Here is a 20,505-nt window from a genome sequence, read left to right as displayed (position 1 = left end):
GAGCGACCACGCCAGCCACCATCCCGTACCGTCGTGACCGCCGGTCGGGCCAACCGTTAGGAAGCCCCGTTGCCTGGCATCGACATGCACGCCCACCTCGCCCCCGACCTGCGCCCGGCCAACCTGCCAGGGGTCGCGGTCGACGGTGACGGCGCCGCCGTTCTCGGCGGCAAACGGGTCGGCCCGCCCGACCTGTACCACCCGGACCGGCTCGAGAACCACCTGGACCAGGCAGGGCTGGACGAGGCGATCGTCAGCGTCCCGCCGCCCTTCTACCGCCAGCAGCTGTCCGGGCCGGAGGCGGCGGCGTGGGTCCGTGCGGTCAACGACGGCGTGCTCGCCGTGGTCGCCGACCGGCCCCGGCTCACCCCGCTGGCGTACCTGCCGTTCGAACATCCCGAAGTGGCCCTCGCCGAGTACGACCGGATCGCCGCCGACGACCGCTGGGCCGGCGTGGTGGGCGCCGCCGGTGGAGACGCCGGGCCGCTCGATGGTTCGCCGCTGCGCCCCCTGTGGCAGCGTCTCGACGCGGACCGGCGCACCGTGCAACTGCACCCCGCGCACTCGGCGGACCCCCGCCTGGAGCCCTACTACCTGGCCAACCTGCTGGGCAACCCGGTCGAGACGACGGTGGCAGTGGCCCAGCTCGTCTTTGGCGGGGTGCTCGGCGGGCACCCGAGGATCCGGTTCGTGCTGGTGCACTGTGGCGGTTGCGTGCCGGCGGTGGTCGGGCGCTGGGAGCGCGGTCACACCACCACTCGACCGGGCGTACCGGTGCTGTCGCCCACCCCGGCCGAGGCGGTGCGCGCCCTCTACGTCGACAATCTGGCCCACGACCCGCAGGTGGTCGACCTGGCGGTGTCGGTCTTCGGCGCGGACCGGCTGGTGCTCGGCAGCGACTGGCCGTTCCCGATGGGCACCGACGCTCCGTCCGCCACGGTGGCACACCGTGGTGCTGACTACGCCCGGCAGGTGGCCACCGACAATGCGGCGCGGGCTCTGGGGCGGGCACCCGGCGGTCGGTGACGGGTAGGGGCGGAGGACGCCGTCGAGCTGCCGTTGTCACCCGGCGTCGGGGTCTGACAGCGGTCCGTTGTTGCCCCAAGTGCGGGCGGTGAGGGTGCCGATGTGGGTCAGCAGGGCGCCAGGCGTCCACTGCTCGACGTCATCGAACCCGCCTCCGCCACCGTCATCGACCTCGTCGGAAGGTAGCCGGTGCAGACGGACATGATGCGGCCGCTGTTGCTGCACTCATCGGCTTGGTGCTCACCGCCAGCGGTGCCGAGGCCACCGCGAAGACACATCTCATGGGAGCGTTGTTCGGCATCCTGCGCCTGCTCGGCGTGACGATCCTGTCCGGACTCACCGTCAGCACCGGCTACGCCGAGCTCACCAGCAGGCTGACCGAAACGCCACCCGCAGCCGTGATCGGCGCAGCCGTCGCGTTGGTCGCCGGGTTGATCTTCAAGGACGGCGGGGTACCCGGCCACTTGTGGGTGCCCGACGCGGCGCAGAGCGCCGATGCCGCCGCGGCCACCTTCCTGACCACCGTGTCCAAGATCGGCGCACTGGTCGTGGTGTACCGCCTGACCGCTGTCTTCTCTGCTCCCAGGATGGTTGGCGTCAGCTGCCGGCACTTGGCCGCCCAGTATCACAGTAAGAGACGTGGTGTGGATCGATGTACAGATGGTCGGCCGTGCGAGGGTTGTCAGCGACTCCGCCTTCTGAGGCGCCGGTCCCACGAGCCAGGCCTTGACCCGGCCCTTCGGCTTGGTGACCTCTTCGGCGATCCCGAAGAGGTCACCAAGGCGGCTAGACTTGCGCGAGCTTCAAGGTCTTGCCGATTGTCATCGGTGGTGGGGCAACGGTTCGTGTCGCCCCTCGGACACAATTTGCGGCATCCATGCCGTCTCTTACGTACTGGTGGTCAAGTCGCCTTGACCACGTGAATCTGATCATCGCGACCAACCTCACCGACGCTGTGTCGGCTGGCGGTGGTGGTCGCTGTGGCTGAGTCTTCTCTGGCTTCCGTCATCCCTCCGGTCCTTCCGCCGGCGCCCCACAAGAGAAGCAGGCGGCGGCAATACGGGGGTACATGTCGGTGAGCTGCCGCACCGCCTCCGGGTTGGCTGCGGTGTCACGGATGTAGCGAATGCGTCCAGCTTCGGTCGTCGTCAGAAAGACCGGCGGCCCGTTCGGCGGCCGGTTCGGCGGGGGCGATGTTCCGGTCGAAGTAGTGGGCGGCGCGGGCGGTGGTGTCGGTCATTGGGCTACCTCCGGATCGTGCTTGGGTCAGCTGCGCGAGACGGCGGGGGCGAGGGTGTTGGTCATCGAATGCCTCCGGCGCGGGGTCCAGTTGGGGCCATGAGGGCTTCCACCGGCTAGTTGTCGAACCAGAACACGATGCGCACGTCCTCCGGGGCACCCAGCTTCGCCAGCAGGTCGAGCCGACCGAAGTACCAGTCGTGGAGGAACCCACGAACCGTCTTCACCTGCGGCTCACCGTCACCACGCTGATCGGCGAACGTCTGGTCATAGTCGAACGCCAGCAGTTCAGCGAGGGTCAGCCACGTGTGGCTGTGCCCGTCAACGTTCCAGTCGTCGCTTTTGGCGCGAACCTCGGCGGACACGTCGGCGGGCAGGCCGCGCGGCTCGGCGATGACCGGCGACTCGGAGTAGTTCCGGACGTCGGCGAGGAACCCGAACAGGCCGTAGTCGCGGGCGCCGTCAAACGGGCACTGCTTTTCTTTGGGGAACTCGTTGTCCGGGAAGGTGTTGTCTCCGGCGTAGGCCCAGGTGCCGTTGGTGCGGGTTTCGACGTAGGCGTGGATGTCGCATCCCATGGGTGGCTCCTTCGAGGTGTTGGGCTAGCTTGATCTTCAACCTGCGGTTGGGTGCCATCGACCTCGGCTGATCAAGAGAACAGCCCTTGATTGATCATTCCTCTGTCGAGGGAAGAAGATCAAGAATCAAGGGCTGTCTGGTGATCAGTGTGCATGACGCCGACCCGGCCAGTGCGGTCGGGCGGCTGACGGTGTTTCGGCGCGAGTTCCATCGTTCCTTCGACGCCCAGTGGGCGGTGTTGGAGCCGTTGCTGCCCAAGCCGCGCCGGTCAGGACGTCCGCCGGAGTGGACAGGCGGCAGTCGATCGACGGGATCCGGTGGCGTACCCGGGTCGGCTCGCCATGGCGGGACGTGCCGGCGCTGTACGGGCCTTGGCAGCCCGTCTATGGGTTGTTTCGTCGCTGGCGCTGGCAGCGAGCCGGGGTGTGGCGGGACGTGGTGACCGCGTTGCAAGCGCGAGCCGACACCGCCGGGTTGATCACATGGGACGTCAGTGTGGATTCCACCAGCGTTCGGGCCTCTCGCGTGATCGGTTCCGGCCGGCGGCGACGGCCGCCCGGAGCGGACCGGCCGGTACGGCGGGCACCCGCCGACCGCACCCCTCGGCGTGGCCGGGTTCACAGTCGGCAGTCGTTCGAACACATGTTCTAATATGGACTCGTCCACCAGGCGGGATGTTCATGGCCGCTTCATCGATGGGAATCGCTGTCTAGGGATTTTTTGAGTAAAGTCTCTTTCCAGTCGGAAGCGGAGGGCACTTCCCGGTTTCCGGGCGCGACATGACCGGGGGGAGTCAGGTGTTCATCAAGGTGCTGGGGCCGATGGAGCTGACCGTGGGGGACGCCTCGGTCCCGATCGGCGGCGCCCGGCAACGCACCGTGCTCGCCACCCTCGTCATGCAGGTCAACCGGGTCGTCTCGACGGACCTGCTGGTGGACACGGTCTGGGGCGATGCGCCGCCGCCCACCGCCCGTAACCAGGTGCAGACCGCGATCTCCATGGTCCGCAGGACACTCGCCCGCCACGACAAGGGGACGATCCTGCGCACTCAGCCGCCGGGATACCTGCTCGACCTCACCGCCGACGACATCGACGCGGTGCGCTTCGCCCGGCTTGCGGCCGAGGGGCGCGCCCTCGCCGTCGCGGGCCGGCACGCCCAGGCGGCCGGGCGGCTCCGCGCCGCGTTGGCCCTCTGGCGCGGCCCGGCCCTGGCCGGCCTGGCCGGCGGGGCGCTGACCGAGACGGCGGCCCGACTCGAGGAGCAGCGGCTGGCCGTGCTCGCCGAACGGATTCGGCTCGATCGGCAGCTCGGCCGGCACCACGAGCTGGTGGGCGAGTTGCAGGAGCTGACCCGCCGCTATCCGCTGTGGGAGAACCTCCACGGTGAGTTGATGCTGGCGCTGTCCCGGTCCGGGCGGAAGGCCGAGGCGCTGGAGGCGTACCGGCGGGCCAGGTCCGTCCTGGTCGAGGAGCTCGGCCTGGAGCCGGGGCCGGAGCTGCGGCGGATCGAGCAGAGCATCCTGCGTGCGCAGGATGCGTTGCCGCCGCGGCAACTCCCCACCGACCTGCCGGACTTCACCGGCCGCGCCACCGAGGTCGCGCAGGGCACACGGCTGCTCACCGCCGAGACCGACGGGGTGCCGGTCCTCGCGTTGACGGGGCTCTCCGGGGCCGGCAAGACCGCGCTCGCGGTCCGCGTCGCGCACCGGGTGAGCGCCAGCTTCCCCGACGGCCAGTTGTACGCGAGCCTGCGCGGCGAACCGGGTCGGGCGGTGACCGCCGAGGTCTCCGAGCACTTCCTGCGGGCGCTGGGCGTGCCGCCCGGCGACATCCCCAACGATCCGCAGCGGCGCACCGCCGTCTACCGGTCACGCCTGGCCGGCCGCCGGATCCTGGTGCTGCTCGACGACGTGGCGCAGGAGTCGCAACTCGCCGACCTGCTGCCCGGCTCCGCCGGCTGCGCGGTCGTCGTGACGAGCCGGGCGCGCCTGGGGCTCCTGCCCGCCCGGCACGTGGAGGTCGGGCCGCTCACGGCCGACGAGGCGCTCGCCATGCTGACCCGGATCATCGGCGCCGAACGGGTACGCAGCCAGCCCACCGCCGCGCACAGCCTCGTCGCCCTCTCCGGGCAGATGCCGCTGGCGGTGCGCATCATCGGCGCGCGGCTCGCCGTACACCGGCACTGGCCGTTGTCCCGGATGGTGCGCCGGCTCAGCGAGGAGGGCCGGTGTCTCGACGAGTTGGAACACGCCGGGGTGAGCGTGCGGGCCGGGCTCGCGCTCGGCTACCGGCGACTGCCGGTCATGGCGCGCCGGCTCCTGCGCCGGCTGGCCCTGGTCGAGCTGCCCGACGTGACCGTGCCGCTGTGCGCCGCGTTGCTCGACATCGGGCACGACGAGGCCGAGGAGGCGGCGGAGCGGCTGATCGAGGCGGGGCTGATCGAGGCGTACCTTGCCCCGGACGGGCTGTCGCGATATCTGCTGCACGACCTGACGCGGGCGTTCGCCGGTGAGCGGCTGCGCGCCGAGGAGGAACCGGGCGAGCGCGACGCGGCCCTGCGGCGGGCGGTCCACATCACCGTCGCGCGGCGAGGGTGATCACCTGGGCGCGGTGGTCGGACAGCCCACCGGGAGACCGCAGGTCGTAGCCGCCCACCCGCAGCGGCGCGCTGGTGAACGCCCAGTCCAGCCGCCACAGCGGCAGCCCCGCCGGCCAGGAGGCCGGGTACGGCTCGTCATTGGCGTCCCGCAGTCGCCGCGGCGCGCCGTCGAGGTCGGCCATCGCCGGGCTGGTGTTGAAGTCCCCGGCCACCACCACGGGCCGGGGGTTGGCGGAGATATCGGCCCACAGCCCGGTCAGCTGCCGCCGCCGCTGCGGGTCGGCCGTCCTCGGCATTTGCCAGAAGTTCGCCGACATCGGGTTGACCAGCTTGAGCTGCACCGCGATGTGGACGTTGTAGAAGGACACCACCGAGCCGTCGACGCGCAGGTCCGTCCGCAGGGTCTTCGCCTCACGGAAGATCGTGTCGAAGTCGGTGGTGGCGTCGCCGGCCGCCGCCGGGTCGGGTGCCACCGGCGGCCGGGCGACCAGCGGCAGGCGGGACAGCGTCACGAGTTCGCCGCGCCGCACCACGGTGTGGTCCGGGAACTCCGCGCGCAGCCGGTCCAGGTCGTCGATCGGCCGCTGACCGTCGAACGGCCGCGCCAGGTCCCAGCCGAGATACTCCTGCAACAGGTAGACGTCCGCGTCCTGCTCGTGCAGGTACCGGTAGAACCGGTCCGGATCCTTGTCCTGGGTCCAGAACTCGGTGTTCCACGACAGGATCCGGATGCCCGGCTGTTCGGGCTCGACCGCGAGCACCGGACGGAGTCCGCCGTACGGCAGCCCGAGCAGCAGGCCGAGCGCGGCGAGCGCGGCGCCGGAGCGTCGCCGGGGCCGGACCACCACCGCCGCGACGACCAGCGCCAGCGGAACCACCACGAACAGCAACGGCGGTAGCGCGGCGGGCACCAGCCACACCCACCAGCGACCGTTCAACGCCCAGTGCGTCAGCACGAACGCCACCCAGAGCGCTGCCGCACCACGCACCACCCGCGACCCGCGACCCACCCGTGCTGGTGCTGGTGCGGAAGTCTCCATGTCCACCCCCGTGCCCGTCGTGTCGACCCGCACCCGCACGGGCCGCGACCGATCGCGCCGCGCCCGGTCGAGGGCGCCAGCGGACCTCGCGAGGCTATCGGAATGGCACCGCCGCTATCGCCGGTCGGGCGCGGCCGACAGCGACTCGACATCCGCGCTCGGTCCACTTGCCGTCATGAACCCCACCGTCTCGGTGATCATCCCGAACCACAACTACGCCCGCACCCTGCGGAGGTGCCTGGAGTCCGTCTACGCGCAGACCCACCCCCCGGACGAGGTGATCGTGGTCGACGACCGCAGCACCGACGACTCGCGCGACATCGCCCGCGGCTTCCCGTGCCGACTGATCGAGAACACCGTCAACGGCGGGGTCTCGGTGTCGCGCAACGCCGGTGCCGCCGCCGCCACCGGCGACGTGCTCTTCTTCCTCGACTCCGACGAGGCACTGGCCCCGGACGCGCTCGCCAACGCGGTCGACATCCTCGACCGGCACCCCGAGATCGGGTGCGTGCACGGCCTGATCGCCCCCGAGCCGCTGATCGACGACGGGCCGGTCGAGTGGTATCGGACGCTGCACTCGTACTGGTGGCGACGGCGAGCCGTCGGGCTCGGGCAGACCGCGTTCTTCGCCCAGGCCGCGATCCGGCGGTCCGTCTTCGAGGCCGCCGGCCCGTTCGACGAGTCGCTGCGCGACTCCGAGGACCTGGAGTACAGCGAACGGTTGGCGCCGATCACCCGGATCCTGCTGACCGAGCGCATCGTCGCCGCACACGACGAGGTGTCCCGGCTGGGTCCATTGCTCGCCGAGCAGTTCCGCCGGTCCCAGCTCCTGGCCCGGACCGTCTTCGGCGCGCGGCGCAAGGGTCGGGCGAGCCTCACCGCGAACCGGCCGCTGGGCATCCTCGCCGTCGCCGCGGCCACCGCATCGACACCGCTCGCGGTGCTCCGGCCGCCGGTGGCCGCGCTGACCGCCCTGCTGCTGGCCGTCTTCGCGCTCGCGGATCCGGGGCAGCTCCGCCTCGTCGCCCGCTACAAGGGCGCGCGCTTCGTGCCGTTCTTCCTCGGGGTCAGCCTGCTCGTGCACCTCGCGCTGCTGGCGGGCGCCGCGGTCGGTGTACTGCGCACCGTGCTGCGTCGGCGATGGCTCACCCCGCTGGTCGTCCTCGCCGCGCTCGCCGGGCTCGGCTTCGCGCTGCGCCGGGACGGGCCGGCCGCCCTGGCCGTCCTGGCCCGGCCCGAGGCACTGCCGCTGTGCCTGGCCGCCGTCTCGGCGAACCTGGCCGGCCTGCTGATCGGCATGCTCGCGTGGCGGGTGCTGGTGCCCATCGGAGGGCTCACCGCCGGCCGCATCTTCTTCCTCGGTCAGCTCGGCAAGTATCTGCCCGGCCGGGTGTGGGGCGTGGTCACCCACGTCGACCTGGGTCGCCGCTCGGGGGTGCCGGCCGAGCAGATGGTCACCGCGTACCTGGTCAGCATCGCCCTGACGATCGTCTCCGGCGCGCTTGTGGGGCTGCTCGCCACGCCGGGCTGGTGGATCGCCGTCCCCGTCGCCGGCCTTGCCGTCTGCCTGGTCCGACCGCAGCTCCTCAACCGGGTGATCGCCCGCGTCGCCCGGCTGGCGAAGCGGTCGGTCACCCCCGTACCGCCCGGCCGGATGCGGCTCGCGGTCAGTCTCGCCCTGCTGTCCTGGCTGGTCTCCGGCCTGCACCTGTGGGCCGTGGCGGTGCTCCTCGGCGCCGACCCCGGCTCCTCGGCGGCCGTGTCGATCGGGGCGTTCGCCCTGGCGACCGTCGCCGGCAGCCTCTCGATCATCGCACCCGACGGCTGGGGCGTACGCGAGGTCGCCATCAGCACCGCCCTCGCCACCGTGCTGCCCTGGTCGGCCGCCGGGATGGCCGCGGTGGCCAGCCGGCTGGTCTGCGTCCTGGTCGAGGTCACCGTCTCCCTGCTCGTCGTCGCCCTGTCCCGCACCGTCCGCTCAGGAGATCGCCATGTCCAGGCTGTTCACCCTTGACGAGGCCGAGGGCCTCGACACCGGTCAGGTCCACGACCTCTACCGCCGCCACGTCAACAAGAGTCAGGTCGCGCTGATGACCTCGTTCGGGTTCGGTCGCGAACTCGTCGAACGCGCCGAGGGGGCGTACCTCTGGCAGCGCGACGGCCGCCGGATTCTCGACTTGACCGGCGGGGTGGGCGTGCTCAACCACGGGCACAACCACCCGCGCATCCTCGACGTACGTCGCCGCTTCGCCGAGCGGCGCAGCATGGAGGTCCACAAGACGTACTTCTCGCCGTACCTCGCGGCGCTGTCCCACAACCTCGCCCAGGTGCTCCCCGGCGACCTGACCATGTCGTTCCTGCCGAACTCCGGCGCCGAGGCGGTCGAGGGCGCGGTGAAGCTCGCCTACAAATACCACCGGGGCCGGCGCGGCACGGTGCTGCGGGCCGACAGCAGCTTCCACGGCAAGCTGCTCGGCTCGGGCGGCCTGACCGGGCAGAGCCACTATCCGTTCCCCACCATCCCCGGCATCGACACCTTCCGGTACGGCGACCTCGACTCCGTCCGGGCCGCGGTGCGGCGGCACCCCGACGACGTGTACGCGATCCTGATCGAGCCGTTCAGCGCCTCCACCCTGCGGAGCTGCTCCGAGGAGTTCCTGCGCGGCCTGCGCGAGCTGTGCACCCGGCACCAGATCGTGCTCGTCTTCGACGAGATCTACACCGGCTGGGGCAAGACCGGCACCCTCTTCTACTTCATGCGCTATCCGGACCTGGTCCCCGACGTCCTCACCACGTCCAAGTCGTTCGGCGGCGGCAAGTCGTCCATCTCCGCGTTCGTGGCGCGCGAGTCCATCTACCGCCGGGCCTACGACAACCTCAACGACGCGGTGCTCCAGAGCACCAGCACCACCTACTACGGCTTCGGTGAGGAGTGCGCCACCGCCCTCGAAGCGATCAACATCGCTGTCGAGGACGACTACCCGGCGCGGGCCCGCCACCTGGAGGCGGTCCTCGCCCCCGGGCTGCGGCGGCTCGCCGAGCAACACCCGGACGCGATCAGCGAGGTGACCGGCGCCGGCGCGCTGTGGGGCGTCTTCCTCGACGGCGGACCCCGGCTGCTGGACCTGCTCGCCAAGGTGGCCCCGGTCGGCATGGCCCGCGACCCGCAGTTCAAGACCAAGGTCGTCACCTGCGCCGTCGTCAACGCGCTCTACCAGGACCACGACATCTACTCGTACTACACGCTCAACGGCCGCAACCCGCTCGTGCTCGCCCCGAGCCTGGTGACCGACCCGGCGGACGTCGAACGCGCGATCGACGCCCTCGACCAGACCCTGCACCAGGGACTCGGCCGGCTGACCATTCGCTTCGTCAAGGAGAAGGTGAGTTCCCTGTGGTGAACCGGACGGTCGTGGTCACCGGCGCCGCCGGGATGCTCGGCTCGCACCTCGCCCGCCGGCTGCGCGCCGACGGCGACCTGGTACGCGCCGTGGACCTGCGCCCCGGGCCCGACATCGCCTTCGCCGGCGACGTGCGGGACGCGACCCTGATGCGCCGGGCGCTGGCGGGCGCGGACGCCGTCGTGCACTGCGCCTCGGCGCTGCCGAGCTATCCGGCGGCGCAGATCAGGTCCATCGTGGTGGACGGCACACGCACGGTGCTCGGCACCGCGGTGCGGGCGGGGGTGCCTCGCGTCGTGCACATCTCCTCGACCGCCGTCTACGGTCTGCCGAGCGTCGTGCCGACCACCGAGGAGCACCCCCGCGAGCCGGTCGACACGTACAGCGCGGCCAAGGCGGCGGCCGAGGAGATCGCCGACGAGCTGCGCGCGGGCGGGGCGTGCCTGCCGGTCCTGCGCCCCAAGACGTTCCTCGGTCCGGGCCGGATGGGCCTGTTCGCCATGCTGTTCGAGTGGGCCGAGGAGGGCCGGCACTTCCCGGTGCCGGGCCGGGGTGACGTACGCATCCAGATGCTCGCCCTGGCCGACCTGGTCGCGGCGGTCCGAACGGTGCTCGACGCGCCGCCGGAGGTCGCCAACGACACCTACAACATCGCCGCCGCCGAGTTCGGCACGCTGCGGGAGGACTTCCAGGCGGTGCTCGACGCGGCCGGTCACGGCCGGCGGGTCGTCCCGCTGCCCGGACGCCCCGCGCTCGCCGCGCTGCGCACGCTGGAGCGCATGCGCCTGTCCCCGGTCTACGGCCGGCTGCTGAGCAAGCTCACCGCCGATTCGTACGTGAGCATCGACAAGGCCCGCGACCGGCTCGGCTTCCAACCCCTCCAGTCCAACCAGGACGCCATCCTCGACACGTACGCCTGGTGGCGCGAACAGCGCCGCCTCGGCGACCGGCCGGAGCGCAAGGAGTCGCACGATGCTGCCCACCAGAACGGACCCACCACCGGACGCACCAGCCGCGACCCCTGGAAGCAGGGCGTCCTCGCCGCTGCCAAGATCTTCTTCTAGGCCGCTCGGCGACCTCGTCCAGCTCCTTCGGCCCGGCCAGTGGCCCAAGAACCTCGTGGCGGTGCTGCCCCTGCTCGACACCGACCTGTGGAGCTGGCCCCACCTGCGCTCGGTCGCCGCGGCGGTGCTCGGCTTCACGCTCGCGTCGGCCCTGGTGTACGTCCTCAACGACATCGCCGACCGCGAACGCGACCGGGCCCACGCCCGCAAGCGGCTGCGTCCGATCGCCTCCGGACGGGTCGCGCCCTGGCGGGCCGGGGCGCTCGCGCTGCTCCTGCTCGCCGGGCTGGCCCTGCTGGTCGCGACGGACGTCCGGTCGTGGTGGCCGCTGCTGACCTACCTGGCCGTCAACGTGGCCTACAGCTTCTTCCTCAAACACGTGCCGCTGCTGGACCTGTTCGCGGTCGCGGTCGGGTTCGTGCTGCGCCTCGTGCAGGGCTACACCGCGGTCGACGCGCCGCCGTCGGGCTGGCTCACGCTCTGCGTACTGTCGGTCTGCCTGCTGCTGATCCTGGGCAAGCGGCGTCACGAGCTGCGGGTCGCCGGCACCGTCCACCGACCGGCCCTGGTCGGCTACACCGAGCACCTGCTTGACCAGTTGCTCGGCCTCACCGCCGCCAGCGCGCTCATCACCTACCAGCTCCACGCGTCGTCGGTCAGCCGCACCGCGCTGCTCACCGCTCCGTTCGCGCTCTTCGCGCTGTTCCGCTACCTCCAGGTCGTCCTGGTGCACTCCGGCGGCGGCAGCCCCGTCCGGGTGCTGCTGCGCGACGGCGTGATGCTCGCCAACGCCGGGCTCTGGTTGCTCGTCCTCGAAGGGGGAGGTCTGTATGGCTGAGAAGCCTTCCGACGACCGCGTCACGGTGTCGGTCGTCGTGCCGATGTACAACGACAGCCGCACCATCGACCTCTGCCTCGCCTCAGTGCATGCCCAGTCGATGCCGGCACACGAGGTCATCGTGGTCGACGACGCCAGCACCGACACCAGCGCCGCCAGCGCCGCCAGGCACCCGTGCCTGCTGGTCCGCGCGGACGCCAACGGCGGCCCCGGGGCGTCCCGGAACCTGGGCGTACGCCACGCGACGGGTGAGGTCATCTTCTTCCTCGACGCGGACGTGACCATGCATCCCGACGCGATCCGCAACGCGGTCCGGCTGCTGCGCGGCGACGAGGGCTACGGCGCGGTCTTCGGCGTGCCCGACAAGGAGCCGCTGTTCGCCGAAGGGCTCGTCGGGCAGTACCGCATCCTGCAATACCACTACTGGCGCAAGAGCGCGGAAGGGCTGGTCAGTGGCGGTTTCTACGCCCTCGGCGCGGTGACCCGCGAAGCGTTCGACCGGGCCGGCTGGTTCAATCCCGCGCTGCGGCAGACCGAGGAGATCGACCACGCGGAACGGCTGTCGCGGTCGTACCCGATGCTGTTGACCTCGCAGGTCCGCGGCCGGTTGTCCGACGAGAGCCGGATGGTCCCCATCCTGCGCAAGGCGTTCCGGCGCAGCCGGCTCCGGGTGCCGTTCTACCTGCGGCGCGGCCGTGCCATGCAGGGCATGGAGACCGGCGGCCGGGCCGCCGCCGCGGTCCTGGCGGCATCGACGCTGCTGAGCGTGCCGGCCGCGGTCCTGTTCCCCCCGCTCGCCCTGCTGACCGCCGCCCTCCTCGGCGGCTTCGTCGCGAGCGATCTCGGCCAGTACGTCTTCGTGCGGCGCGAACGCGGCTGGGGTTTCGTCGTCTTCTTCACGGCCGCGCATCTGCTGATGAACACCGCGGTCGTCGCCGGCCTCGCCACCGGGCTGCTCGAATGGCTCCTGCGCCCCCGCTTCCGCAGCCTCTACGAGGAGGTCGTCCCATGACCACCACACAGGATCCGGGAGCCGTCGCGGCGACCTCGACGCCGCCGGTGCCGGTGTCGCGCGGCCGGCGGGTCGCCCGCGCGCTACGCCTCGGCTACGGCTGGGTCGTCGTCGCCGCCGGCGCGCTCTTCCTGGCCTTCACCGTGACCCGCCGGGCGGCGACCGGGCGATGGCACTGGTCGATCCTGCTGGACTCGGCCCCGCCGGTGCTCCTGGTGCTGACGCCGCTGCTGCTGGCCGCCGCGGCGGCCGCCGCCTGCGGTCGTCGCCGGCACTGGGCCGTGGCGCTCGCCGTGGCGGGCCTGCTCCCCGGCGTCGACCAGCTCGGCGTCTACCCGGCCGCGCTGCTGCGCGACACGCGACCGGTGCCGGCCGGCGCGGTCCACCTGTTCACCTGGAACACGAACTACTGGGGGATGAGCAACAAGGACCCCGAGGCGCAGTTCGCGTTTCTCCGTCGACAGAATGCCGACGTCTACCTGTTGCAGGAGCACGTGGTCTGGGTGCCCGGCAGCGCCGAGGCCGGCTACTTCCCGGTGGGCGACGACGACAAGCTGCGCGCCGAGTTCCCCGGCTACCACATCGCGCGCCGCAGCGAGCTGGTCACGATCTCGCGGTTCCCGATCGTGGCGCAGCCGCTGTTCGGTCCGGCGGCCCGGCAACCCGCCGGCACCCCCTTCGCCGAGGTCTTCGCGCGGGACAAGGTGCTGCGGACCGACCTGCGCATCGGCGAGCGGACAATCTCGGTCTACAACGTGCACGTCACCGTGCCGACCGCGATCGACCTCGACTTCCTGCACCCGCAGGTCGACCTCGACGAGTACTACCGGCGCAAGTTCACCTGGCGGCAGGAAGAGGTCGCGGCGGTCACCGAGGACGTGCGGCGCAACCCGTACCCGTCGATCGTCTCCGGCGACTTCAACGCCACCTCGGCGATGGGCACCCTCGACGGGCTGCGTGCCGTCACCCGCGACGCGTCCGACGAGGGGACCCAGGTGCTGCCTCTGAGCTGGCGCTTCGACGCGCCGATGAATTTCAGTTGGGACAGCCCGCTCGCCGGCCTGCCGCTGCCGTTCTGGCGCATCGACTGGACGTTCGTCCGGGGAGCGGTCGACGTGCACCGCTACCGGTTGGTCTCCGCCGAACGGCTCTCCGACCACCGCCCGCAGGACCTGTGGTTCTCGGTGCGCTGACGGCTCGTCCGGCCCTGTGGGGACCGCCGCCGGGCCGGACGCACGATGTGATCCGCGGTGCCGTCCCGCGTCCCGGTCCCCATCCCGAGATGGTGGTGAGCAATCCCTTCGGCATGTCCATCCTCGACCTCGCTCTACTCCGGCAGGTTGCCGATGTCGCCGTGAAGACCCGACCGGGGGGCGTTTCTGGGCCTTACGACTGAGGCGTCGGCCGGGGTCGTCAGACTTGAGGCGACCTGACAGTCTTGGACTGATCTCCCTCGATGAAGTCACTCCCGCGGAACTCACGGAGCTGGCGGACCGCTCCGTCGAGCTATTTCGCGACGGCCGTGCGCTGTCGGTGATGACCGCGCGACAGATGCCCCAGCTTAAGGAGAAGAGACATGAATTCCCCAACCGATCCGTGCGGAGGCGCCGGCGACCGCGAGGCCATCCTGCGCATCATCGCCGACGTGCTCGGGGTGCCACGGGTCGCCTCGACGGACAGCTTCTACGACTTTGGCGGTACGTCGCTACAGGCAATGCGGATCTGTGCTCGGGTGCAGCGGGAGCGGGGCCGCAGCTTGAGCCCGGAGGTCTTCTTCACCGGGGACACCCTGGCGGATGTCGTCGAGCTGGCCGCCCGCTAAGGAGTATCGCCGTGAAAAACCCCAGGCTCATCCATGAGGCGGTGGTTGGACAGGCCCGCATACGCCCGCAGGCGCTTGCGATCGTCCACCGTCGCGAACGGGTCGACTATGCCACGCTAGACGCCGCTGCGGAGTCGTACGCATCCCTTCTGCGCGATGCGGGCGTCCGGTCGCGGGACACGGTGCCGGTGCTCCTGCCTCGCACCCCGCGATTGGCCGCGGTCCTTCTGGCCGTGCTCAAGTGCGGGGCGGCGTACGCGGCACTGGACCGCCGCTGGCCGCTGGAACGGATCAGGCGGATCTGCTCGATGCTCGGCGCCCCGGTCGCGGTCGTCGCCGAAGGTGAGGCCATCCCCGGCATCTCCTGCTGGACTGTCGAGGACGAGCCGCTTCGCCGGGTCGCCTCGCGTGCTGGCGACCGTCGGCCGGTGTTGCTCGACGACGCCGATGCCGCCACGGTCTTCTTCACGTCGGGCAGTACCGGCACCCCCAAGGGCGTCCTGTCCCCGCACCGGGCGACCACCCGGCTGTTTCAAGGTGCCGGCTTTGCCGACTTCGGGCCGGGCCGAGTGGTGCTACAGGCCGCCCCGGTTTCCTGGGACGCGTTCAGCATGGAGCTGTGGGGCCCCTTGACCAGCGGTGGAACAAGCGTCATTGCGGACACCGACTACCTGTTGCCCACGGACCTCGCCAGGCTGACCGCAGACTACGGTGTGGACACCGCCTGGCTCACCTCGTCGTTGTTCAACTTCCTCATCGACGAGGACGACGTAGACAGGCAGCCCTGTTTCCGCGGTCTACGTCAGGTCCTCACGGGTGGCGAGCGGCTCTCGACCACGCACGTGGCGCGTTTCCTGGAGCGCTATCCAGAGATCAGCCTGACCAACGGCTACGGGCCCGCCGAGGCCTGTGTGTTCGCCACAACGCACCGGATCGTCCGGTCGGACTGCGACCGTCCGGACGGGATACCGCTGGGCCGGCCGGTTTCCGAGACCTCTGTGCACGTCCTGGGCGGGGAGATCTGTGTCGGCGGCAGCGGCTTGGCGATCAGATACCTCGGTGACGCTGGGGCCAGCGCGGCCGCGTTCGTCACGGTACCGATCGATGGCACCTCCGAACGCATCTACCGAACCGGTGACATGGGCTTCCTGGACCAGGATGGGCTGCTGCACTACCGGGGTCGCGCCGATCTGCAGGTGAAGATCGCAGGGCACCGGGTGGAACCGGGGGAGATCGAGAGCGTCGCACGTCAGATTCCCGGTATCGAAAACGCCGCAGTAGTACCGGTTCCTGCGCCGGGCGGCGGCTACGACCGGCTCGCGCTGTTCTATGTCGCGTCGGCACCGATCGAGTCGGCTGCCCTACGCGGTGCGCTCGCGACCCAACTGCCCGGCTACCTGGTACCGCACATGGTGCTCCAACGTGCCGTACTACCGGTCACCACGAACGGCAAGCTTGATCGTCAGAGTTTGCTTGCCTCCCTCTGACTCTGCCGCGTCTTCGAGTATGAGGAAACGCCGTGATGCCTCCCACTGATGGTTATCCGATGTCGCCCGAGCAAGAGTCGATCTGGCTGAACGACCAGTTCCAGGAAGGCGCGTCCCGGTACGTCGAGTCGTGGGCCTACCGGCTGCGTGGTCGGCCGATCGATCCGGTAGCTGCCCGGCTGGCGCTCACTGGCATCGTCCACCGGCACGAGGCGCTGCGCAGCCGCCTCGAATTGGTGGATGGGCGGCCGTGGCAGACGGTTCTGCCACCGTGTGAGGTTGACTTGGAGGTCCGCGAGGTGGCTCCCGCCGCGCTGGCGGCCGCCATGCGTGCAGCGGCCACCCGGACAGTGCCTCTCAACCAGCCACCGCTGCTCCGCGCGACCCTGTTGAGGGTAGCCGAGGACGACTGCTGCCTCGTCCTGGCGATCCATCATGCGGTGCTCGACGGATGGTCCTTCGGCCTGCTGGACCGCGAGTTCAGTGCTCTGTACCAGGCAGCGACCGATGGGGTCGACTCTTCGCTGGCTGAAATCCCGCTCCAGTTCGGCCCGTACGCACGGGCCCGCCATCTGACCCGGTCCGCGGACCACTCGGAATCCATGAAGTATTGGCTGGAGGTCCTGCAGGGAGTGCCGGAGGAGTCTTCCTTCCCGACCGACCGACCGCGGCCTGCGGCTCTGGGCTCGCGCGGCGACCGCGTCGGCTTCCGACTGGACGACAGTCTCGGCGCGGGCATTCGCGATTTGGCCCGCGAGGCTAGGGTCACGCCCTTCGCCGTGCTGGCCGCGGCGCTGACCGCACTGCTGCACCGACTCTCTGGCCGCGACGACGTCGTTATCGGAACGCCGGTCTCCCGTCGTGACGACGAGAATCTCGAACCGATGATTGCATGCCTGGCCGATCTTATGCCGCTGCGCTCGAGAGTGACGCCCGGCACAACCTTCGCCCAGCTGTTGAAGCAGACGATGCGGCAGATCTGGGGCGCGGTCGCGCATAGCGATGTGCCGTACTCCCACATGGTCCGCGCCCTGGGCATGAAACGGTCGCCCAGCCGCTTCCCACTCTTCCAAGTGGTGTTCGGGGTGGACGACTCGCCACCGGCGGGCCTACGCCTTTCCGGTACGACCGCCGAACGGCTGTACATCGACGCTGGCCGGGCCAAGTACGACATCTTCCTGCACATGGTGCCCGCAGGCGGCGGATTCGACGGGTATCTGGAGTTCGCTACCGACCTCTTCGACAGCGTCTCCATCAATCGCTTGGTGGCGCGCTTGCGCGTGCTGCTGGTAGACGCAGTGGCCCGTCCTGGCACTCCCGTCCGCAACCTACGGATCCTCCCAGAAGCCGAACGCCGGCTGATTCTTGCGACATGGGCACCGGGCGCGGATCCGCTCGCTCGGCCGTCACTGGCGCATGAGGCCTTCGCCCGCCAGGCGCTACGGACACCGGGCGCCGAGGCTGTCGTCCACGGCCACCGTCGCCTGTCCTACCGCCAGCTGGACGAGGCCGCGGACGCGGTGGCGCGCCACCTGGTCGCGCGAGGAACCGCAGGACGACCCGTCGGCGTATGCCTCAACCGCGGTACGAATCTGGCGATTGGGGTGCTCGCGGTGCTCAAGGCAGGCGGGTCCTGCCTTCCGATCGACCCGTCCTACCCGCCGGAACGGATCGCTTTCATGGCCGCGGACAGCGGGATCCGGGTGGTGTTGACGGAACCCGGCCTGGCTGACCCGATTCCCGCCGGCGTCGAGAGGATTTCGCTGGCCGACCCGCCCGACGCTCCCGGGACCATACTTCCGGTGGCAGCGCCCAGTGATCTTGCCTACCTGATCTACACCTCCGGTTCTACCGGTCAGCCCAAGGGGGTCGCGATGCCCCACAGCGCACTGGCCAATCTGTTGACCTGGCAGGCACGGCGTTCAGTGGCTGGCCCCGGCACGCGGACATTGCAGTTCTCGGCCCTCAGCTTCGACGTGGCGTTCCAAGAGCTGTTCAGCACCTGGGCGACTGGCGGGTCGTTGGTGATGGTGGACGAGCAGACGCGTCGCGATCCGGGCCGCCTGTTGGACCTTATAGCGTCGGAACGGGTGGAACGGCTGTTCCTGCCGTTCGTCGCGCTCCAGCAGATCGCCGAGTTCGCGTGCGCCACTGGTCGCACGGCGGACTCGCTCCGCGAGGTCGTCACCGCTGGGGAACAGCTGATCGTGACGCCCGCGCTTCGTGACTTCTTCCGATTGCGGGCGCCGAGGGCTGTGCTGGAAAACCAGTACGGCCCGTCTGAGACACACGTAGTGACCGCGGAACGCCTGCCGGACGACTCTGCTGCGTGGCCCGAATTGCCACCGATCGGCTGTCCCGTGGACGGAACCTTTGTCGTGCTCCTGAATAGTGAGCGCGAACTCTGCCCGATCGGCGTGCCCGGCGAGCTCTACGTCGGTGGGACAGCCTTGGCCCTGGGCTACCTCGGCCGTCCCGAGCTGACCGTGGAACGGTTCGTTGACGATCCCTTCCACCCGGGGAGAGTGCTGTATAGGACCGGCGACCTGGCCCGGCATCTGCCGGACGGGCGGATCCAGTACCTCGGGCGTCTTGACGACCAGATCAAGATCCGCGGGTACCGGGTGGAGACCGGCGAGGTCGCCTCCGCGGTGCAGGCGGTGCCCGGCGTGGCTCACGCCGCAGTGGTGGCACGTGACCACGCCGGCCACCGGCAGCTCGTGGCCTACTACGTACCGGCCGCTGATGCCCTCGTGGAACCGGACGACCTTCGCCGTGCGCTGTCGAGGCGACTGCCGGACTACATGGTGCCATCGGTATGCGTGCCGGTTCCCGCCATGCCGAGAACGTCGAGCGGCAAGGTGGATCTTGCAGCCCTTCCCATTTCGAACGGCAAGGCAGCTCAGCCTGGGCAGAGGCTGGTGAAACCACAGACCGCGACCGAGCGCAGCCTGGCCGGGATCTGGCGGGAACTGCTAGGTGCGGATTCGATCGGGATCCATGACGACTTCTTCGCGCTCGGTGGGCATTCGCTGCTGGCGACACGGCTCGTCCTACGGATTCACCAGGATCATGGCGTCGAGGTCCCGCTTCACGCGCTGGCAGCGGCGCCGACCATCGCCGGCCTGGCGGCGCTGGTTGACCGGGCTGAACCGGTTGGCCAGTCACGATCCCGCGTCGACTTGGCCGCCGAGGCGGAACTGCCAGCCGACATCGTCGCGGCCAGCGAGGTGATCCGCGTGATGGAGCGTCCGGCGCATGCACTGCTTACCGGTGCCACCGGCTTTCTCGGCGCGTTCCTGCTGCGTTCCTTGCTCGACCGCACCGATGCCACCGTGCACTGCCTGGTGCGCGGCCCGGACCGGGACCGGGCCGCTGAGCGCCTGCGCCGGGTGTTGACGGGCTACGGCTTGGCAGAAGGGATCGCCGAGCATCGGATCAAGGTGCTGGCCGGCGACCTGGCGCTCTCCGGCCTCGGGTTGTCAGGAGAGGAATTCGACGATCTGGTTCGCCGGATCGACGTGGTCTATCACGTGGGTGCGGCGGTCAACCTCGTCTCGCCCTACGATCGGCTCAAGGCCGCCACGGTCAATGGCACCGAGGAGATACTTCGGCTGGCTGCCAGGGAGCGTACGGTCCCGGTGCACCATGTGTCGACGGTGGGCGTCTATGCGGCGGCGTCGGACCGGCCGATCGGGCCGGAGCACCCGATCGGCCCGGCTGATGCCCTGACACACGGCTACACCCAGAGCAAGTGGGTGGCCGAAGGGCTGATCGGGGCTGCCCGCGCCCGATCTCTGCCCGTCACTATGTACCGGCCTACCCGGATCACCGGGCACAGCCGTACCGGAGCCTGCCAGCGCGGGGACTACCTGTGGCTGATACTCAAGGGCTGCGTGCAGGCCGGGGCCGCGCCAGCCGGCGTCAACACCGCATTCGATCTGGTACCGGTTGACTACGTAGCCGACGCGATCGTCACCCTGTCCCTGCGTGGCTCCGCGGCCGGCCGGACGTTTCACTTAGCCTCCGGTCGGCTACTCCGGCTGGAGACAGCCCTCGGCTGGCTGAGATCTCGCGGCTACGCCATCGAGGCGATCCCTCCGGCGGCCTGGCGGGACCGGATCGCCTCGGACCCCGGCAATGCGGCGTTCCCGCTCGTGAGTTCGCTGGCCGAGGAGACGACCGGCGCCGGATCTGAGGGGGGTCTGATCTTCGATCCGGGTGCCACCGACACCGAACTGAGGGATTCTGGCGTCCCGCGCCCTCAGGTCGATGAGGCGGTGTTCGGCGCCTGTGTCAACTACTTCACGGGCACCGGCTGGCTGCCTATGGGGCAAGTCATCGCGTGAGAGACCGCGTTCGGCGCCGGCAACGTGCGGTCGCTCTCCCGGACTTCAC

At 70.3% G+C, this 20,505-nt stretch carries 15 protein-coding genes and 1 pseudogene; 13 read left to right on the top strand and 3 right to left on the bottom strand.

What is annotated here, in order from left to right; genetic code table 11:
* The first annotated feature begins 69 nt into the window (after positions 1-69).
* On the top strand, positions 70-1,026 hold the full coding sequence (locus ACLQ22_RS09975) for an amidohydrolase family protein (protein WP_425692014.1): 957 nt from the start codon (positions 70-72) through the stop codon (positions 1,024-1,026).
* Positions 1,027-1,247: 221 nt separating this feature from the next.
* Positions 1,248-1,598 (top strand): annotated as a pseudogene (locus tag ACLQ22_RS09970) (proton-conducting transporter membrane subunit); the annotation flags it as partial.
* A gap of 539 nt (positions 1,599-2,137) precedes the next feature.
* Here ACLQ22_RS09970 and ACLQ22_RS09965 read toward each other — a convergent pair.
* Both ACLQ22_RS09965 and ACLQ22_RS09960 read right to left on the bottom strand, forming a co-directional pair.
* Positions 2,138-2,266, bottom strand: coding sequence for a hypothetical protein (locus ACLQ22_RS09965; protein WP_425692013.1), 129 nt, complete (start codon positions 2,264-2,266; stop codon positions 2,138-2,140).
* Between the two features lie 115 nt (positions 2,267-2,381).
* Positions 2,382-2,843: a hypothetical protein gene (locus ACLQ22_RS09960; protein WP_425692012.1), complete on the bottom strand. Its 462-nt coding sequence runs from the start codon at positions 2,841-2,843 to the stop codon at positions 2,382-2,384.
* A gap of 229 nt (positions 2,844-3,072) precedes the next feature.
* On the opposite strand from ACLQ22_RS09960, the gene ACLQ22_RS09955 reads away from it, so the two are divergent.
* On the top strand, positions 3,073-3,495 hold the full coding sequence (locus ACLQ22_RS09955; protein WP_425692011.1) for a transposase: 423 nt from the start codon (positions 3,073-3,075) through the stop codon (positions 3,493-3,495).
* Positions 3,496-3,623: 128 nt separating this feature from the next.
* Positions 3,624-5,441, top strand: coding sequence for a BTAD domain-containing putative transcriptional regulator (locus ACLQ22_RS09950; RefSeq protein ID WP_425692010.1), 1,818 nt, complete (start codon positions 3,624-3,626; stop codon positions 5,439-5,441).
* Here ACLQ22_RS09950 and ACLQ22_RS09945 read toward each other — a convergent pair.
* Complete coding sequence (locus ACLQ22_RS09945) at positions 5,419-6,432, bottom strand: endonuclease/exonuclease/phosphatase family protein (RefSeq protein ID WP_425692009.1); 1,014 nt, start codon at positions 6,430-6,432, stop codon at positions 5,419-5,421. The two genes, ACLQ22_RS09950 and ACLQ22_RS09945, sit on opposite strands and share 23 nt — an antisense overlap.
* Positions 6,433-6,658: 226 nt before the next feature.
* Here ACLQ22_RS09945 and ACLQ22_RS09940 point away from each other — a divergent pair, with 226 nt between their 5' ends.
* The 9 genes from ACLQ22_RS09940 (at position 6,659) to ACLQ22_RS09900 (ending at position 20,456) form a co-directional block, all read left to right on the top strand.
* Entirely contained in the window at positions 6,659-8,497 is a 1,839-nt protein-coding gene (locus ACLQ22_RS09940; protein WP_425692008.1) for a glycosyltransferase, read from the top strand.
* A gap of 76 nt (positions 8,498-8,573) precedes the next feature.
* Positions 8,574-9,884, top strand: a complete 1,311-nt coding sequence (locus ACLQ22_RS09935) for an aspartate aminotransferase family protein (RefSeq protein ID WP_425692148.1) — start codon at positions 8,574-8,576, stop codon at positions 9,882-9,884.
* Positions 9,878-10,948: an NAD-dependent epimerase/dehydratase family protein gene (locus tag ACLQ22_RS09930; protein WP_425692007.1), complete on the top strand. Its 1,071-nt coding sequence runs from the start codon at positions 9,878-9,880 to the stop codon at positions 10,946-10,948. Before ACLQ22_RS09935 ends, ACLQ22_RS09930 begins: the two co-directional genes overlap by 7 nt.
* Before the next feature lie 55 nt (positions 10,949-11,003).
* Positions 11,004-11,786 (top strand): UbiA prenyltransferase family protein, encoded by a 783-nt coding sequence (locus ACLQ22_RS09925; RefSeq protein WP_425692006.1) that lies wholly within the window; start codon positions 11,004-11,006, stop codon positions 11,784-11,786.
* The gene (locus tag ACLQ22_RS09920; protein WP_425692005.1) at positions 11,779-12,798 is read left to right on the top strand and encodes a glycosyltransferase family 2 protein; all 1,020 of its coding nucleotides are present in this window, start codon (positions 11,779-11,781) and stop codon (positions 12,796-12,798) included. The genes ACLQ22_RS09925 and ACLQ22_RS09920 overlap by 8 nt, the downstream gene beginning before the upstream one ends.
* Entirely contained in the window at positions 12,795-13,991 is a 1,197-nt protein-coding gene (locus tag ACLQ22_RS09915) for an endonuclease/exonuclease/phosphatase family protein (RefSeq protein ID WP_425692004.1), read from the top strand. Before ACLQ22_RS09920 ends, ACLQ22_RS09915 begins: the two co-directional genes overlap by 4 nt.
* Before the next feature lie 383 nt (positions 13,992-14,374).
* Positions 14,375-14,620, top strand: a complete 246-nt coding sequence (locus tag ACLQ22_RS09910) for an acyl carrier protein (protein WP_425692003.1) — start codon at positions 14,375-14,377, stop codon at positions 14,618-14,620.
* A gap of 11 nt (positions 14,621-14,631) precedes the next feature.
* A complete protein-coding gene (locus tag ACLQ22_RS09905) occupies positions 14,632-16,107 on the top strand; it encodes an AMP-binding protein (protein ID WP_425692002.1) in 1,476 nt (491 codons plus the stop codon).
* 59 nt (positions 16,108-16,166) lie between these two features.
* Positions 16,167-20,456 carry a non-ribosomal peptide synthetase gene (locus ACLQ22_RS09900; protein WP_425692001.1) on the top strand — a complete coding sequence of 1,430 codons (4,290 nt, stop codon included), beginning with the start codon at positions 16,167-16,169 and terminating at the stop codon, positions 20,454-20,456.
* The last annotated feature ends 49 nt before the right edge of the window (positions 20,457-20,505 follow it).

The sequence above is a fragment of the Micromonospora sp. DT178 genome, assembly GCF_049841695.1.
Taxonomy (GTDB): domain Bacteria; phylum Actinomycetota; class Actinomycetes; order Mycobacteriales; family Micromonosporaceae; genus Micromonospora.
This window is presented reverse-complemented; position numbering and strand designations above follow the sequence as displayed.

Coding starts and splice junctions, on each gene's coding strand:
- ACLQ22_RS09965 (WP_425692013.1), bottom strand. CDS start 2,266: ATGACCGACACCACCGCCCGCGCCGCCCACTACTTCGACCGGAACATC.
- ACLQ22_RS09960 (WP_425692012.1), bottom strand. CDS start 2,843: ATGGGATGCGACATCCACGCCTACGTCGAAACCCGCACCAACGGCACC.
- ACLQ22_RS09950 (WP_425692010.1), top strand. CDS start 3,624: ATGACCGGGGGGAGTCAGGTGTTCATCAAGGTGCTGGGGCCGATGGAG.
- ACLQ22_RS09940 (WP_425692008.1), top strand. CDS start 6,659: ATGAACCCCACCGTCTCGGTGATCATCCCGAACCACAACTACGCCCGC.
- ACLQ22_RS09935 (WP_425692148.1), top strand. CDS start 8,574: ATGACCTCGTTCGGGTTCGGTCGCGAACTCGTCGAACGCGCCGAGGGG.
- ACLQ22_RS09920 (WP_425692005.1), top strand. CDS start 11,779: ATGGCTGAGAAGCCTTCCGACGACCGCGTCACGGTGTCGGTCGTCGTG.
- ACLQ22_RS09915 (WP_425692004.1), top strand. CDS start 12,795: ATGACCACCACACAGGATCCGGGAGCCGTCGCGGCGACCTCGACGCCG.
- ACLQ22_RS09910 (WP_425692003.1), top strand. CDS start 14,375: ATGAATTCCCCAACCGATCCGTGCGGAGGCGCCGGCGACCGCGAGGCC.
- ACLQ22_RS09900 (WP_425692001.1), top strand. CDS start 16,167: ATGTCGCCCGAGCAAGAGTCGATCTGGCTGAACGACCAGTTCCAGGAA.